The following is a 17,814-nucleotide window of genomic DNA, read 5'->3' as shown; positions in this document are numbered from 1 at the left end:
CAATGTGGTTACACTCGCTCAAATCAGTGGGTTATTCCTTGAAAAAAAGCAAAAATTATGCATATGAGTAATGACTAATAAGTGCTCAGCAGTTAGGATAAAAAGAGTTTCCCTGAAGTTTTGGTAATTTTTCAGTAAAGTTATACACCGCTAGCCATGACACGCCGCTATTATCCTCCCGCCTTTTTACGCTATCTTAAAGCTAGATTGTGGAATTTAGCACGGCCTAGCTTTTGGGTTACAGCGATTTTTCTGTCTGTATTAGGGTTAGTCATCAAAGAATATTGGACTGATCCAGACTTTTTAACTAAGCGAGAGCAAAAACCAGCTGTTTCAGAGCAATCTGGGGACTCTTCTGTTTCAAAAGAAGACAAAGCGGTAAACCAAGGGCTTGATGCTTCGCGTACTGCCGCAGACATTGATAACTCCGCAGTACTCTATAATACCGCTCCTCGAGCTAGTTTACAGCTACCGGCGGCAACTACTGAGCAAAACAACAATAGCAAAACCTCATCAAAGGATTTAGCTAGCAAAAACCAAGACACTAAATCTATGAATAGTGGGGAAACAACAAATTCCTCATCCACTCTAAGGACAGAAAATCCATTTTTGGTACAGGCAGACAATTTATTGCAGGGTAAAAATCTTCAGACGGAAAGCAAGTTATTAGGTGCTAATTCCGCAACGACATCATCTATATTGTCTGGATTAACTTCAACATCCCTGGGCTCAAGCGCAGGAGTAGGATCACTTAATCAAACCAACTCTAGTCAAAATACTGCTTCAGTTAACCCACAAATCGCACAAAATCAATCGGTAAACCAGTACCCGCAGGCTTTAGATGGCAGCAACGCTTCAATGCAGCCAAATTCCTTTGCTGGACAATCATTACCTATTAATAACTCTGCTAGACAAATTAGCCCATTAACTACTGGGGTAAGTACAAACACAACTAACCTTCCTAGTGTAACAACAAATTACACTCAACCTCAAATAACAACCCAGCAGCTAAACCCTTATTCTAGTATTAATCCTTATCCCTATGCATCTGCTCCATCTCGTTATAATGTTAATCGAATTTTGAACAGATACAGTAACTATAGTAACTTTACTGTTAACCAACAACCATCTAGTCTGGTGCCATCAACAACACTAGTCTCGCCCACTACTTCTACTACATCTACTTACACAACGCCTTACTATACGCAAACCCGGAATCAAGGAGTTACCACACCGTATAACTCCGTAACCACTAATAATTACACTACTAATAGCTGGCAACAGTCTCCTCAGAGATATCAGTATAATTTGTCTTACCCTACTCAGAATATAAGACAGTATCCAAATAACGGGACATTTAATAACTACTCATATCCATGAAACTGAAAACTGTTCGTTGATGGTTGAGTGGTTTGGCAAAAGTATTGTACAAATCGCCGACTGATCCTTTTAACCTACTAAATGTAAAATAAAGTGAACCTTTCTTACCACCCGACCAGTCTTAATAAATATAAGCTACGCAACGGATGGATGGGGGTTGCTCAGGTGTTAGTTGTGCCAACTAATGTTTCGCAGGGCGGTCAATTCAATAGCAAATCGGAAGGCGAGTCTGATCACGACTTGGTACAGCAATGTCTTAAAGGCGATTCTCAAAGCTTTCGTAAGCTCTACCGTCGACATCAGCACCGAGTAAGGTCTATCCTTTATCAACTGTGTGACCAATCCAGCTTAGATGATTTGGTGCAGGAGGTTTTTCTTAGAGCTTGGAAAGGTCTGCCCAAATTTCGGGGTTCAGCAAAGTTTTCTACTTGGCTTTACCGCATTGCTTGGAATGTAGCTTCTGATCAGCGACAAAAAGTAGTTCAAGGAAGGACTCAATTGCAGAATATCACTGAAAAAAGTCCTACCCAACAGGACGCACCTGATCTTATGGAGCTCCATTATCAGGACTTGGTGCAACGAGGACTAGACAGCCTGAGCTTTGACCATCGCACGATTCTGGTTTTACATGATTTAGAAGAAGTGCCACAAAAAGAAGTTGCCCAAATTCTAGATATTCCTGTAGGAACAGTCAAGTCACGCCTATTCCATGCTCGTGCTGCTATGCGTCAATTTCTCAAGCAACAGGGAGTACAACTATGACCCTATTTCCTAAGGATGACAACGACCTAGTTAATTTTCTCCGTCAAAATCGCCCAGAAGTTCCATCAGCCTCGCTAGATTTAGAACAGCAGATCCTAGACAATATAGCGATGTTGCATCCTATATCGCCACCAATACAAATTCGGAACCGCCGTCCAGTGCTTTGGCTGATTCCATCAATGATTGCTGCTTCTTTAGTGGCTGCTATCGTTGGTTATCGTGCCTTAATGTCTACCCAAGAAACTACTAGTCCCGCTGAACTTGCGAAACTAGAAAGATTTATGGAAAACAATTGGCATGGGACAGTTGGTCAGTCCCCAGAAGGCGATGTATTTTCTGTTTCAGAAATGAATTAATCTACTTATTAACAATTATTAGGAGATAGGTGCTATGTTACTGCGTCGTGTTTCCACAGTGGCAGCTACCATCATTGCTTTCTGTGGTATCAGCGCTCTTGCTCAGCCAAATTTGCTCTTACCTCAAGTTGTTGCCCAAAACTTGACAACTTCCCCACGTCCACAACCGCGACCTTCTGGTTGGCTGCAAGAGCTAAACTTAACACCCCAGCAGTTACAGCAAATTAAAGTGATTCGCAATCAATCAAAAGACCAGCTTGAGCAAAAAAGACAAGCGGTACTTCAAGCACAGCAAGAATTAGAAACGCTCATGGCGGGAACAGCCTCTAAAGACCAGGTGCGCGATAAATATAACCAGCTTAAGAAGCTCAGACAACAGTATGCTGATGCTCAGTTTGAAATTACACTTGCTACACGGGAGATTCTAAATGCCCAGCAACGACAAATGTTTACTGCTCATATGTATAAGCAATAACTAATTTTACAGGATTGAGGCTAAAATCTTCTTTGCATAATCCTATAAAAATTAAATTCAAGTATTAATTGCTACGGTAAACATCGAGGCTTGAATGAAAACTACGCGGGTGAGTTAATGAAACTACGCTCGCTTGCTCTTTACGCGATCGCAAAGGTTTGGTGGTTTTTACATTTTGTTACATAGCTAGGTTTATTCCTACTTACCTATTTAGAGTTTCGGGTTCTTTTTCACCGCAAACGCAAAGTGCGATCGCGTCCAGTCTACCTTATGACAAATGTATATTTAATTTTGCACAAGTACTTAGATGTCTGAGTTTGGTTGCACAGTACATGACAAATGGTAATAGCAGTACTAACCAAGAATGTGGAAATATGATGTGGGTTTTGGGCTGTAAAGTACCTGGTGGTAAGGTTGAAGCAGAAACTGCACCCTATTGAGGGCATAAACCATAAAAAATGCTTTTGATATTTGTGCAATTTAGCGAGAAACGCAAGTTTCTATTAATAGAAACTTAAATAACTTAATAGTGATTGAGTAATTCAATAATTAAGCATCAATTATTAGTAGGTTACTTGAGTGATCAACATTAATTTTATCTGTCTATATAGGAAATAGTCATTTAACTTTAAATACCTAAATTTACTTACTAAAGTATCAGTACAGCACCCTGAAAACCCAGTTTGTTGAAGTTAAAAGTGCAAAAAATCGGTACTTGTTGGCAAATAAACCAAGCTTTATTTGTGGAAGTTTAATTTATATACCAGTGCTTTATTTAACATTTATAGTTTAGATCTAATAGTTAAGAAATGTGTAATATTTGTCTGCATGGCTTTACTTTATAACGCCTTTTATTGAATACTAGCTTTTGAGAAAAATGATTGAAGTTAAGGAAGCAGGATTCAGCTAGAGGATTCTGTATTAATTGCTAATGACTGAACGAGTTTAAATATTTATTGCCTACACAATGTACTCTATGCAATTGGGTAAGATCGACTATGGAAGAAACTTTTGCTTCTAAGTCTTTATTGAAGATAGAACAGCGTTAATGGGTGCAAATTAGTGAAAAATGCTTTGATGGTTCCCATCCATTTGGATGCCTTGTATCAGAAAATTGACCGCTCGGTGGTCGAGGCTATGGCAGATTTTAGCCGCCTTCCTTATTTTGATGGGAATAAGCGGGATGTAAATCCTATTGCCAATATCAGCGAGGAAATAGTTTCTCGACCTTTTCAAAATCAGAATCTTTATCTAAAAGCAGGAATTCACTTGCATTGGGCTTTACCAGATGCTTTGACAAAAGGGATCCAAACTAAAGATAGAGATGCGTCTCAAGAGCCTCAGAGTGCTACAAGAACAGTCTTTCCAGCAGTTCCCAATCGTTGGCTTGTCACTCGCACTAAAAACAATCAGATTGAAAAGCAATGGGTTGTAGAGAGTGATTACGTTTATCCTGAAAATGAAGGAACACAAGCGGGCAGTATTGCCTATCCAGTAACAAAGCCTCAACCTTTTTGCTACTTAGGGCGCAAATTACCCCTACAAAGTTGGTTAAATGAGAATCAAGTAAGCTCTAATTATTTAGATTCAATAACAGGGAAGCCTCTGACAGCAGTCGGTTATGGAGAACCAACTTTTGCAGCTTTTTATCCTAACTGTCATAGTGTTTTTGGGTTCCATGATGATGACTATACTGCCGCAATTCCAGATGGACTACAGTACGAAGTTATTGGTTGGTATAGTGACGCTCAAGAAACTTATTTACAAGCTTTTCTAGAAACGCTCAAAAATACTCTCTCTCAGCAGGGACATCAAACCTCTAATATCGATCAAAAATTTATAGAAGAACAATTTAAGTGGACAGTAAATCTTGGGGCGAATCAGAAATTTCCAGAATCAATTGGTTTTATTTGCTACGCCCGCTTAAAATTTAACATCCAGAAGAATAACGATAACCAGACAAATTCTGTAAACGTTACTGTTGGTAATACGGGTACAGAAGCATTGTCAGCGTATCTAGCCAAATACATTGATGGCGATCGCAAACCCATCATCGAAGATCAGCTAGAAGCCTTGCTCTTATCTTCTCGCCTCGAAAATAGTCGGTTGGATATGACTTACAAGTTAAAAGAGGCGCGGCACGAGAAGGGCTTTAATAGTATTGGTACGGGTACGCTGTGGACAATACGCTCACAAACTGTGGGGACAACAACAGCTAATGCGGAGGATGGACAGAATCAAACACAGCTGACGTTACCTGATGACATCGCTGACGCACTTGATGAGTTAAACCTCTCTCAGCAAAGATATGATGGCGCGTTGTACGAAATTGAGTCGATGCGTCGGCAACTTTTTGCAGATTGGTACAAGTATATGTTGAGTGCCTATCCGCGAGAAGCAGGCGTGGATCAATATCCCGACATTGATTTAGTCAGACATTTTATTGAGGTCAAGGGAATTATACCCTTGCAAGCAAAGCTGACAGAGGCAGGAAATCTGCTGTTGTCAGGGGATAATTCTGGTCAGATTACAAGCGCTTCTGCAGGGGATTCTTCCTCTACCTCTATAGCTTCTATCTTAGCTACAGCAATTAATCAGTTACTCCAAAAAATAACAGATCTCAATCAAAAAAAAGAGACAAAAGAAGCTAAGGTAACTTACACTCTCCAGCAAATATCAAGTCCGCGTTACTGGCAACCTAAAGAGCCTGTTTTGTTGATGACAGGAGAAGGTGTCAAACCGTCTCCCAGACATGGACAGGATGGACGATTGCGGGAGGATGGTTTACTAGAATGCCAAATTTTACAGAATGTCACTACCTTTAATAGAGATAGCTTTGCGGCTATAAGCAAGGTAATTGATGGGATAGAAAACAACCAAACAGCGGAGCATATCGCTTTTAGTATCTGGCAAGAACAACCTTGGCATCCTTTTTTACTGGAATGGGAAGTGGAAGTCTTTCCCATCCGTGAGGGAAGTAATCATGTCACTAGCAACAATAACTATGACACTCAATATATAACCAATAGTTATATTCTCAAAGAAAACGAACCCGACCTTTCTTTACAGCCAGGAAAGGGAGCTATTGTTAAAGTGGCTAACGTTTATAGTGGTCGCAGTATTTTAACCCCTGATGCAGGGATTAAGCTTAACGAACAGTTAGAGGTTTATTTAAAAAAAGAATTACTGGGTGAGTACTGGGAACTGAAACAGCCAGACACAGGAAAAGAAGATTATTTCAATAAACTTAAGAACTGGTATAGTAGCAAGCCCCCTTCACCTGCTTTGGATGAAAAACTTAAAAAAGTTGCTGAGAACCAGTCACGTTCACCTGTGTTAGACAAGAGTCAAGAAATCAAAGGGGAAATTCAGCAAATCCAACAGTGGTATACAAATAAGCCAGTCTATAAAATAGATAACTCTAATTTTACTTTTTCTAACTTATCTGCGGAAGAACAAGCTAAAGACCCCATTTATACAGCAATTCGAGCTTATTCAACTCTTCAGGACTTTAATTGCTTGGCTCAGTCTTTAGGTGGCTTTAACGAAGCCTTGTTAATGCACAAACAAACCTTACAATTACCCATTGCTGACCCCTTGGGATTTGCAGACTATCGACCGTTTACGGAAGCGATAAGAAACGCTGTAAAAAATAGTATTCGTAGTGCTCCGGAACCTTTAAACGATTTTAATCCAATTCGTTCTGGAGCGATGAAAATTCTGCGCTTGCGGTTAGTCGATACTTTTGGACAAGTGCAAGATTTAAATGTGAGTGAGATTATTACCACCGAACAAATGACGACTCCAGGAAGTTCCTATCTAGTATCTTTACCTCCGCGCTTCGTCCAACCAGCTCGTTTAAATTTTCGTTGGTTGTCAGCAAATCAAGGCGAACAAGAAATGAATAGTCACCCAGTGACAACTCCTATTTGTGGCTGGATACTTGCAAATTATTTGGATAACAGCCTTGCTATTTACGATAACCAAGGTAAAGCGCTGGGTTCGATTAATAATGTTAGCCATCAGGCTAGATGGGAGTCTGCACCAGGAGACGATTTGCCTTTAGCAGTTGTGGATATTGAAAATATACATTTAAGGCAATTAGTCAACCATATTATCTCTAGTAATAACAATGGAAATACAGACTTTATCCAAAGTCTTATTACGGCTTTAGATAGCGGGTTAGAAAATATTGAACCGGAGAACTTTGCTCAACACCAAGATTTAGCACTGTTAATGGGGCGACCGATCGCAGTGGTTCGAGCTTCTCTTAAGCTGGAATTACAAGGGCTTCCTAGAATTAATCAAGATTGGGATGTATTTTGGCATGACTTGAGACGAAATACTAGAACAACAGATGATTTCGACAAAGTTCAAATCCCCGTTCGCCTTGGAGAATATCAGCAATTAAACGACGGTTTATTAGGCTATTGGTTAGAGGAACAAGATACTTTAAGTCAGGTATTTTACGCTTGCCAAAGTGATGCAGATGGTGTTGAGCATCCTGGGATTAAATTGCATGAGCCAGACAACGCTTGGCATATTGATATTAATGCACAAGCTCCTGCCCAAACGTTTACTATGCTGATTGATCCTAGAGGAAAAGTTCATGCTACCAGCGGAATATTGCCCACAAAATCTATTGATATTCCACCAGATAAATATAAGGATGCTTTAGCGAAGATAGAAATTAGTTTCCTGTCGGCTCCTATTCTTAACCCTCTGAGAAATTTGCGAGATACAACTAGTTTGGATAAGAGAATTTATCTACCTTTACCAAACGAAGAGAGTTATGAATGGTCTTGGGTAGAAAAAGAAAAAGAGGAATGGTTAGTAGTATCTTCTGAAAACATTACTCAGCCTGAACCTAATGCAGTATTTTCTGGAAAACAAGTAATTCGAGAAGGTTGGATCAAATTAAGCAGAAAAAAAGCTGATTCAGATTCAAATAGCTAAAACACTCCAATTATACCATTTCACGAAAAAAATGAAATAGATGGGTAGGTTGGGTTGAACGAAGTGAAACCCAACAAAGACAAGGCTTTGATGTGTTGGGTTTCGTTCCTCAACCCAACCTACGTTTGTATCAATCATTTTTTAAATTGGTATTAGTTCAGAAAGCTAAAACAATCAACAAAATTAAGACGTAAAAATCATGAGCAATGCTAACTTAATTCTGCATCTAAAATTAGATGAAACTGTCAACAATCAAGCCCTTGATAGTTCTAATTCTCAAAACAATGCAACAGTCACAGGAGGAGTTAAACTTATTCCTGATGACTCATTTGGCAGTTGTCTTAGTTTTGATGGAGTAAATGGTGAGGTTGTGGTCGCTCCTTCAAAATTTACCACAGTAACTAATAGCTTTACCATGAGTATGTGGGTCATGCCTACTACAACTACCGGTAACGATACCCAAGCAGCAACAGGTACAACAGGAATAAGCGGACAAAGGTATGCGATTTTTCCTACTCAAGGGACAGTTAACTATGGTGAAGGAGCCTCAGGTGCAGGGATTTCTGTGGCGACGAATGGGGTGAATGTCTATGAACACGCAGCCAACTCTCTCACGCCTTTATTAGTGTGGCAAGGTAACGGCAATTTGAGTTCTAGCGACTGGAGCCATATTGCAGTGGTCTATACTAATAAACAACCATCTTTGTACGTCAATGGCAAACTGATAAAGACAGGATTAACCAGTCAACAAACAAGTATTTATCCTTCTGCTGCCATCGGAGGTGGACAATATGGTCATTTTCCAGGCAAGATTGCCAATGTTCGTATCTACAATAAAGCTTTATCCCCTGAAGAAATTCAAGGGGATATGGATAATGATTTAAGTGCGATCGCTTCTTTTAACAAAACCCATCCTCTTGATTTTAACTTGTATGAGGGTGAGGATAAAGAGCCAGTCATCTTTATTGAAAATGGTACACAGGGAGAAGAACTGGTATTTGAAATCTCCAATAATTCAGGGCAACAAATTATTTTACCTTCAAAAAGTGGATCGGTAACTCCAGATAATTATCATTTTGAGTTGAGATTTAGACCAAATACTTTATCTCCTACTTCTTTACAGCAATTAGCTTTAGCTCAGAAACCGAACTGGAGTATGAGTTCTCCTGTTTCTCAAGCTGATGGTACAGTTTCTCTGTATTTTTTAACGACTAATTATCAAGCTTTAGCAGCGAATCAAAGTGTTGCTTTAACCCTTCAACAGATTAATGGTGCGGCAGATGGAGGTGCAAGAACAACCAGAGCAGAATTCCTCTGTCCACAGTTTAGCTATCAGAGCCAAAACCTGAGTAACTATTATCGAGAAAAGACTCTCAGTATTATTAACCATCGGGGTAAAAAGAATATACCCCTTCATGTGGGTTTTATAGGCTCAAATCGCATTTTAAATGACGGCTCAAATCAGACGTTAATACTCCAAATCAACAACGTATTAAAAGGTGAAAGTATTGATTTTAATCCTAAAAATAGCCCAAATCCCTCTCGGTTAATTCTCTACTTTGATGTTGATACAGATTGGGCTTTGGGAACTAAATCTGAGGTGCAAAATATAGGAATTAAAGTTGAAGATTGGCAGCCAGGAGGAAAAGTCGAACAGGACTGGGATATATATCTAGAAACACAGGCAGCACCTAATGTACCAGTAGAAGGACTATCGGCTCCTTATTGGATCTTAACTCATCAAAATGTAATACAACCAAGATTAGCAGCAGGACATACTATCCAAATTACCTTAACAATTAAGTCTTTTTCTAGTAAATTGGGTCAGACGAATCTCTATCTGCGCTACGAAAATATCCCAGGATATTGGGATGGAACTTTTGTTTGTGCCGTCGAAAAATCACCTGTTCTATTTGATAGCAACGGTAATGTTGGCATCGGGATTTCAAATCCAGAGGCAAAGTTACAGGTTATTAATATCAATCAAGATCCTAATGGCAATACCTTCATTCTCGGTCCAAAGGGTCAATCTAACCTGCGATTAGGATACCACCAAGACTATAGCTGGATTCAATCTCATGGAAGCAAGCCATTAGCGATTAATCTCATTGGTAATAACGTTGGCATCGGGACTTCAAATCCACAAAACAAATTAGATGTTAAAGGTGGTGCTGTTATTGGAAGTACCTATGCAGGAACCAGAACTGCTGACGCTAATAGTCTTTTAGTAGAAGGTACGGTGACAGCGACAAAGTTTGTAGGTGAAGGTGCTTTTGTAACCGGTATGATTATTATGTGGAGTGGAACTGTTGACAAGATTCCTACTGGTTGGGCTTTATGTGATGGCAAGAACAAGACACCTGATTTATCTGGTAAATTCATAGTTGGTTATAAAAACGCAGATTCATCCTATGGAAAAATAGGCAATACCGGAGGTGCTGAAACTGTTACTTTAACTCCAGACCAAATGCCTTCTCATTCCCATACAGGTACGACAGATAGTCAGCCACCAATTGTTTTAGGAGTGGGGGGGGGAGCTGGAGGAGCTCCCTGTTTAGCAGCGGTGAACCGCCAGGCCGATTTTTCTATATCTCATACTCATTTATTGACAACTTCTAAATCAGGTGGAGACAAGCCTCATGAAAACCGTCCACCTTACTATACTTTGGCCTATATTATGAAAACGTGATTTTAACAAGAGTAAACACTCTTAATTTACCCTTGATTATATAGGGTAGAAGTAATCAAAATTGAAAAGCGATCGCACTCCATCTCACCCTTAATTCAAGATACATAGAAACGGAAAAGCGATCGCACCCAATCACGCCTTGAATTTTAGCCACCGAAAGTGATGGAATGGGAGACGCGATCGCTCCAATTCCAGCGTTAATTCTAGAGGTCAAGATACATAGAAACGGAAAAGCGATCGCCTCATTCTTATGAGCAAGTAACGCCCAGATATTTAATCAATCATTCAGGACAAAAATCATCATGTACGAAGAAATTATTTATCTTTTGGATTTGTGCATTTTTTCTTACCATCTACATGCACAGACTCTAATTTGGCCGATGGATCCCTATTATGAGGAATTGCTATATTACTCAAATAGGGGGAGCGCTCCGGAAGTTACTGCCCGGCGCAAGAATTTCATGGATGGGGTACGGTCGAACTTTAAAGCGCCTAACACGAATGAGACTGTTCCCCCAGGTCAAAATCTGCCCAGTCACATTTACCGTGGCCCCGGTAGTTTGTACGGTGAGAATAACGGTTGGAATAATAATAACACGTTAGAACCAATAATTAGCGATTATCGTCGGATTTATCCTTGGCGACCTACCTTTACTAGACCCGATAAGAATAACGAACCATGGATTGTATATAATACACCCGAAATAATCACAAACCGCATTCAGGAAGTTTGGATGATGCGATATTCCACAGCTGCAGGGCCTAACGGAAACCAGCCTAACGTAGTGGGAGAAAATAATGCATTGTATAATCAGCGACCTGAAAATATAAATACTAGAACAGTAGCAACTGATTGGTTGTATTGCTTTGAAGGGGGTACAGGTGCCATTGCAAAACAAGATGCCCCTACATATCCCTTATGGAGCATGATGGGTTTTGCTTTAGCTGTAAGAACTTTAGATGCTAACGGTAATTTATTATTTTATGATTTGTACATTGTATTCCGTGGGAGTCGAAGTGGACGACTTAGACCAAAGGAGGCGATGATTCAAGAAATAGGAAATCCGGATTGGGTAACTGATTTAGATTCTACTGGTATTGCAGTTACTGCACGGGTATCAGATCCCAACATTAGCTCAGTCGGAGAATTAAACCGAGGCTTCGCAACAAGTATCAACACGATGTTTCCTACTATCATGAGGTGCTTGACAGAAATTCAGAGGAGAAATGATCGTGCGCCTCGAAACATATATGTAACAGGACACAGTTTAGGTGCAGCACTGGCTACTCTTTTTTCCAGTTCAATTAAACTTGGTCAATACAACCCTACCGGTGACAACACACAGTTACCTGCAACAATTAGAAATTGGCCATGGAATCAGATGAAATTGACTACATATGCTTCTCCTACTGTTGGTACAACGGCATTCTGCGATGAATTTAATCGAAGGATGCAAAACTGTGTGCGAGTAGCCCTCATAACGGATGTTATAACGGCAGGATTTAATCATGTAGGTACACGTTATGAGATAAAGATAAATACGAAAGACGCACTTGGTCCAAAGAAGGCACACGATCCCCAATTTATAAGACAGCGTTTAATTCTAGATATTCGGGAGAGACCACAAGGACTTCGACTTTTAGTGACTGTACCTTCTAACACAGGAGAAATAATAGGAGAAAAAGCATTGTTTGATCCGTGGAAGACGTTTACAACAAGTCGAGCAGTATTGGAGCATCTCAGTAATGTCTATTTGTCTGGGAACTTAGGAGATTGTCTTTTTGAATTCAATTCAAACTTTTTAATATATATGATGTTACTCCGAAAACCCGTATTTTTGGATCAGCCGATAACGGCAAGAGAGTTACAAATTATTGAAGATAAGATAAAAGTCAAAGGCAGTTTTAATAACAACAATAAACTTACTGAAATATTAATGACTTTAGATGAATCACTAAAAGAAATTACAGAGGGTGACAATCTGCGTAAATTTGTTGGCATTGGTATCATTCTATTTTATATAAGTGAAAATCGAATAGCTCTAGATTCAATACTAAGCAATAAATTTGTTCAGAAGTATTTGGAAACCGTTTATTAATTCTGCACAAATTTCACTGTCTCAATTAAGCAAAAGGTGGTAGATAATGTCTAGTAATGTCATTCCTTTATCAAGCATAAAGACTAATATTGAACAATCCCAAAATCTTGTTCTTAGCGAAGATATCTTAAGAAAGAAAGTTCTCGATTTTTTAAAACTTTCGTTTCATTGGCGGCAAGATTATTCTCCAAAAATATCAAACATTCAAAACATTAAAGGTGCTGATAATTATTTAATCTTCTCTGGTACTTTTGAAGATTTTTCTCCTTGGAAAAATATAACCGTAAAGTTTTGTCTTTTCGAATCTTCTGAATTACCAGCAGAAAGACATACTATTTTTCGCATCAATCTTCCTGAAGATTCCTCTGCTGAAACTTATCTAGGTCAATACAGTTTAGCTGTAGACGAATCACCATCTCCCTCTGAAATTACTTTCAATATAAACCTACACAGATATCTTGGTAGTATCAACTTTATCAACCCCAAAGTCATTATTTTCTCATCTTTAGATTATAGTGAAGATGAGAACAGTAATTATCCAAAAATATCAATATCGCAAGAACAAATAATTACCAATCAAGCCACGGGGAAAAAATTATACAAGGGTGTTAATTTTATTGCTGATATCGCCCTAACAAATGAACTAAGTAGCTATTTATACGCGCTGAACAATAATCAAATAAGCATATATTTTGACGCATTATTGACAGGTACTGAGAATACAAGCAATTTACTTGCTTATGAAAACCAATGCCTTTGCCTTATTTACTCAATTGAATATTATAGTTTAGAGACAGAGTCAAATGAAAACATTCCTCATTTAAAAATCAGGCTCAACCCTCAAAATATTACCTCTCAAACGATTAGCTTTCTCAATCTAGAATATCATGAGATAAGTCTAATTATTCCCTTGGTTAACAGATATAGGGATGAGTTTCAAATCTTGATTGATGGGATTGTTAAAATTACTATTAACAATCAGAGTGTTTCTTTTAATGTACAAGGAATATTAGAATCTTATTATCAACAACTTTACCTATCATTCTATAACTTTCCTACCCTACAGCAAATAATAGAACTTGTAGAACAAAATACAACACAAGGCAGCTTAGTTAAAGATTATTTTCCAGAACCGCTTAATCGGTTGCTTAATATTAAGTTAACTGAATTGAGAATGGGGCTGAGTCTTGGCAATCAATCTATTTCTCAAATTGGCTTTAGTTTAACGGCTCAAAATGATATTGATTTAGTTGAAAATATTATCTCATTGAAACCTAGTTTGAGCATGGATATATATGCTCCTCTAGAATCAGAATTTCGTTCTATTAAGGGTCAATTACAGGGAACATGGCACCTTGGAAAAACTGATTTTATAACCACTCTGGATTATCCAGACTTTAATTTCTATGCAGGAATGGCAGACAACCAAAACCTCGACGTAGATGCTTTTGTGCAGCTGTTATTGCCTGGTATTCTGCCAATCGGTTCCCGTATTACCTTCACAAAAATGGAGTTGTATGGTAATTTTTACGCAAAAACGTTTTCTGCAGCAATCGCTGTAGATACTAATAGTTCATGGGAATTTACCTTAGCTGGACGAACTTTTGCTTTAAACAGTATCGATATGGGTATGACTCATACGGAGCAAGGTAATTTTTATGCAATGGAAGGACAATTAATCCTTGCTGACTTACCTGTTTTTATCTCAGCAGCATATGATACTGTCCAAGGTTGGAGACTTTCTGGTGGAACATCTCCTAACGGTATCATTAATATCACGAGCATTATTCATGACTTATTAGAAGGTATAGCCTTACCTGATAATTTACCAGATCTGAAGTTGAAAAATATTCTCTTCTCTGCTGTTCCAAAAATTGGCGAATATTCCATCAGAGGAGAAACGGCAGAAGACTGGAAGTTAATCGAAGGATTAACGATAAAAGTTGACCAATTTACTGGTAATAAGACTCAAGGAACTGCCCTCAGTGGTATTTTATGGGTAAGCATCACTATTGAGAGCGTAGTGGTGATATTAAAAGCACAAAAATCTTCTTCTACCAGCGGTGGTTGGCAATTTGAAGGGAGTACATTCCCTGGACAAACTATCAATTTTGACGTTCTTATTAAATGGTTAGAAGGTAGTTTTGGAACCACACCAACGCCGTCAGCCATAGGAAATTTGCAGTCTCAAAATAAGCAAATTGAAAATATTCAAGCTTCATTCAATACTACAACTAAAAACTTTACATTTACCTGCGATTCTAAGTTATCCATTGATGAAGCAACAATAGCTATTACCGTTGCCATCAATATCACCCAACAAGCTGATGGTTCTTATAATAAATATTTTGCGGGTCATATCACCATTGGCAGCTTAAAATTTGCCCTTATCTTCGGTACAGATACAACCTCCACCACCTTCCTTGCTGCTTACCACGATGACCAGACCATCAGTGTTAAAGAACTGATTGGTTATATTGCTCCAAATCTCCAAAATGATATACCAGAAGGGCTAGAAATAAGCCTGAAAGATGCTCTATTTGCCTATTCTCAAAAGAAAATACAAGCAACAACCCTAACAAACTTCCTCTTTGGCTTAAATATTGGTAGTGGAATCAACCTCTCTAACCTCCCGTTAGTTGGTCAACAATTCCCGCCAAATCAAACCATTAAATTGTCATTGCAAGTCTTAGTTTCTAAGTCAGACTTCACCACAGACGAGATTAAAAATCTTAACAAACTTTACCCCGAAGGCGGAATTAGCTTACCCCAAGACCAAGCTATTACCAGCAGACTCAGCCTTGCCACCTTAATACAACTGGGTAACGAAACCCAACAATTGCAATTACCCGTCGCCATCAATCAAACAACTGGTCAACTACAAACAACTACACCCAGCATTAATACCCCATCTTCCCAGGATACAACCCAATGGTTTAAACTACAAAAAAGCTTTGGTGCAGTCCACTTTGAAAGAATCGGCTTAAACTACAAAGATTCAAGAATCTGGGTTTTGCTTGATGCTGGTTTCTCCCTCGCTGGACTTAGCCTCTCCCTGGATGGACTGTCTGTCAACTCTCCCCTCACCAAATTTGAACCCCAATTTGACCTCAAAGGGTTAGGCATCGATTACAAAGGTGGAGACACCTTAGAAATAGGCGGCGCATTTTTAAGACAACAAGTCACCCAAAACGGGATAACCTATGATGAATACAATGGTGCGGCTGTCATTAAATTTAATGTCAAAGGCAAAGCTCTAAACCTTTCTGCCATCGGTTCCTATAGCTACATCGAAGGACACCCTTCCCTCTTCATCTACGCCCTACTTAACTATCCCATTGGTGGTCCCTCCTTCTTCTTTGTCACTGGACTCGCCGCAGGTTTCGGCTACAACCGCGCCCTAAAAATCCCCACCATTGATCAAGTTGCTACTTTTCCCCTCGTCGCTGAAGCCATTAGCCCTCCTCAAACCAGTACATCCAACTTAGACAAAGCCACACAACTCACCCAAGAACTCACAAAACTTCAACAATATATTCCCCCCGAAACTGGGCAAATCTTCCTTGCAGTTGGAGTCAAATTCACTTCCTTTAAAACTATCGACTCCTTTGTTCTCCTCACCGTCGCCTTTGGTAACCGTTTTGAACTGAATATACTGGGCTTATCCACCCTCATCGCCCCTCCACAAGCAGGTGCAACCCCTGTTGCTGAAGTACAATTGGCACTCAAAGCCAGTTTTCTCCCCGAAGAAGGTTTCTTAGGAATCAACGCCCAACTTACACCCAACTCCTATATCCTTTCCAAAGCCTGTCACTTAACCGGGGGCTTTGCCTTTTATAGTTGGTTTGCACCTAATGAACATGAGGGAGATTTTGTCCTTACTCTAGGAGGGTACCATCCCCGCTTTCAAGTTCCTGAACATTACCCGAAAGTTCCTCCCCTCGCCCTTAACTGGCAAGTTAACAATGAACTGCAGATCAAAGCCGATGCTTACTTTGCCCTTACAGCTTCAGCGATCATGGCAGGAGGACATCTCCAAGCTACCTGGAACAGTGGTGCTCTAAGTGCATGGTTTAACGCTGGCGCAGACTTTCTCATGTCATGGAAACCTTATCACTACGATATTTCCATTTATATAGACATGGGGGTGTCCTACACTTTTGAATTTTTTGGTACTCAACACATTACCATAGAGCTAGGAGCAGATTTACACATCTGGGGGCCAGAATTTTCCGGTCTAGCGCAAATTCATCTTTGGATTATCTCGTTTGATGTTCGCTTTGGTAGCAATGCTTCGCAAGCACCAACCCCGATTGATTGGTCAACTTTCAAAACGTCCTTCCTGCCAGGGAATAATGATATTTGTAGCATTGCAGTGAAAGATGGATTAGTGACGAAAGTCAATCAAGATGATAAATCAGATTTAGGGGTTATTAATGCCAAAAACTTCTGCTTAGTGACGAATTCAGTGATTCCCGCGAAAAAAGCTGTTTATCAAGAAACAGATATAAAAACCGATGGAATTAATGCTAAATTCGGTATTGGTTCCATGGGAGTAAGTTCTGATAAATTAACTTCAGATCTAATTATTAATGTAACCAGAAATGAGATAGCGATAAAAGCAGAGGAATTTGCACAAGAATTTGCCTGCACTCCTGTAGTTAAAAAGGTACCAGCTGGACTTTGGGGAGAATCGTTAACACCTGATTTGAATGGGGCGCAATTTGTAGAAAATACGCTATCAGGTTTGGAAATAAAGCCGAAAGAACAACATAAAGCGGGACAAAGTCATGTTATTGACCGCACAAATTTACCATTTTCAACTGAGTTAATTAATAACGCTTACAAATGGGAAAATATCCAAGCCTTTAACGCAATGCCATTTGATAACACGAAGACTGAAGAACAGAATAATAGTGCAAGAAAGCAAAGAATCTCTGAGACTATTGTAGACAATAGGGTAAAAGTAACTAGAGAAAATTTGTTGAAAGGACTCAATTTAAATATAGAAGAAATTGACATAAGCAAAACAATTGCCGATGATTTCTTCATTTCGCCAGAAATTGCACAGTTAGTTAAATAATTATTATTCTAGGA

Annotated in this window: 10 protein-coding genes; 9 read left to right on the top strand and 1 reads right to left on the bottom strand. The window is 39.2% G+C overall.

The window, feature by feature from the left end; genetic code table 11:
- Positions 1-156: 156 nt before the first annotated feature.
- The 7 genes from G4P69_RS04375 to G4P69_RS04345 all read left to right on the top strand — a co-directional run bounded on the left by G4P69_RS04375 (position 157) and on the right by G4P69_RS04345 (position 10,618).
- A complete protein-coding gene (locus G4P69_RS04375) occupies positions 157-1,380 on the top strand; it encodes a hypothetical protein (protein ID WP_208340871.1) in 1,224 nt (407 codons plus the stop codon).
- A 93-nt stretch (positions 1,381-1,473) separates the two neighbouring features.
- On the top strand, positions 1,474-2,142 hold the full coding sequence (locus tag G4P69_RS04370; RefSeq protein WP_310834394.1) for a sigma-70 family RNA polymerase sigma factor: 669 nt from the start codon (positions 1,474-1,476) through the stop codon (positions 2,140-2,142).
- Complete coding sequence (locus tag G4P69_RS04365; RefSeq protein ID WP_208340869.1) at positions 2,139-2,498, top strand: hypothetical protein; 360 nt, start codon at positions 2,139-2,141, stop codon at positions 2,496-2,498. The genes G4P69_RS04370 and G4P69_RS04365 overlap by 4 nt, the downstream gene beginning before the upstream one ends.
- 34 nt (positions 2,499-2,532) lie before the next feature.
- Positions 2,533-2,973: a Spy/CpxP family protein refolding chaperone gene (locus tag G4P69_RS04360; protein ID WP_208340868.1), complete on the top strand. Its 441-nt coding sequence runs from the start codon at positions 2,533-2,535 to the stop codon at positions 2,971-2,973.
- Between the two features lie 161 nt (positions 2,974-3,134).
- Positions 3,135-3,413 (top strand): hypothetical protein, encoded by a 279-nt coding sequence (locus tag G4P69_RS04355; RefSeq protein WP_208340866.1) that lies wholly within the window; start codon positions 3,135-3,137, stop codon positions 3,411-3,413.
- A 637-nt stretch (positions 3,414-4,050) separates the two neighbouring features.
- Positions 4,051-7,929: a hypothetical protein gene (locus tag G4P69_RS04350; protein WP_208340864.1), complete on the top strand. Its 3,879-nt coding sequence runs from the start codon at positions 4,051-4,053 to the stop codon at positions 7,927-7,929.
- 199 nt (positions 7,930-8,128) lie between these two features.
- Entirely contained in the window at positions 8,129-10,618 is a 2,490-nt protein-coding gene (locus tag G4P69_RS04345; RefSeq protein WP_208340861.1) for a LamG-like jellyroll fold domain-containing protein, read from the top strand.
- Between the two features lie 55 nt (positions 10,619-10,673).
- Here the strand turns inward: G4P69_RS04345 and G4P69_RS04340 are convergent, their stop codons facing one another.
- On the bottom strand, positions 10,674-10,832 hold the full coding sequence (locus tag G4P69_RS04340; RefSeq protein WP_208340859.1) for a hypothetical protein: 159 nt from the start codon (positions 10,830-10,832) through the stop codon (positions 10,674-10,676).
- An 88-nt stretch (positions 10,833-10,920) separates the two neighbouring features.
- Between G4P69_RS04340 and G4P69_RS04335 the strand changes: the two genes are divergently transcribed.
- Positions 10,921-12,717 carry a lipase family protein gene (locus G4P69_RS04335; protein ID WP_208340857.1) on the top strand — a complete coding sequence of 599 codons (1,797 nt, stop codon included), beginning with the start codon at positions 10,921-10,923 and terminating at the stop codon, positions 12,715-12,717.
- A 46-nt stretch (positions 12,718-12,763) separates the two neighbouring features.
- On the top strand, positions 12,764-17,800 hold the full coding sequence (locus G4P69_RS04330) for a DUF6603 domain-containing protein (protein ID WP_208340855.1): 5,037 nt from the start codon (positions 12,764-12,766) through the stop codon (positions 17,798-17,800).
- Positions 17,801-17,814: the final 14 nt, after the last annotated feature.

The sequence above is a fragment of the Aetokthonos hydrillicola CCALA 1050 genome (assembly GCF_017591665.1).
GTDB lineage: Bacteria > Cyanobacteriota > Cyanobacteriia > Cyanobacteriales > Nostocaceae > Aetokthonos > Aetokthonos hydrillicola.
This window is presented reverse-complemented; position numbering and strand designations above follow the sequence as displayed.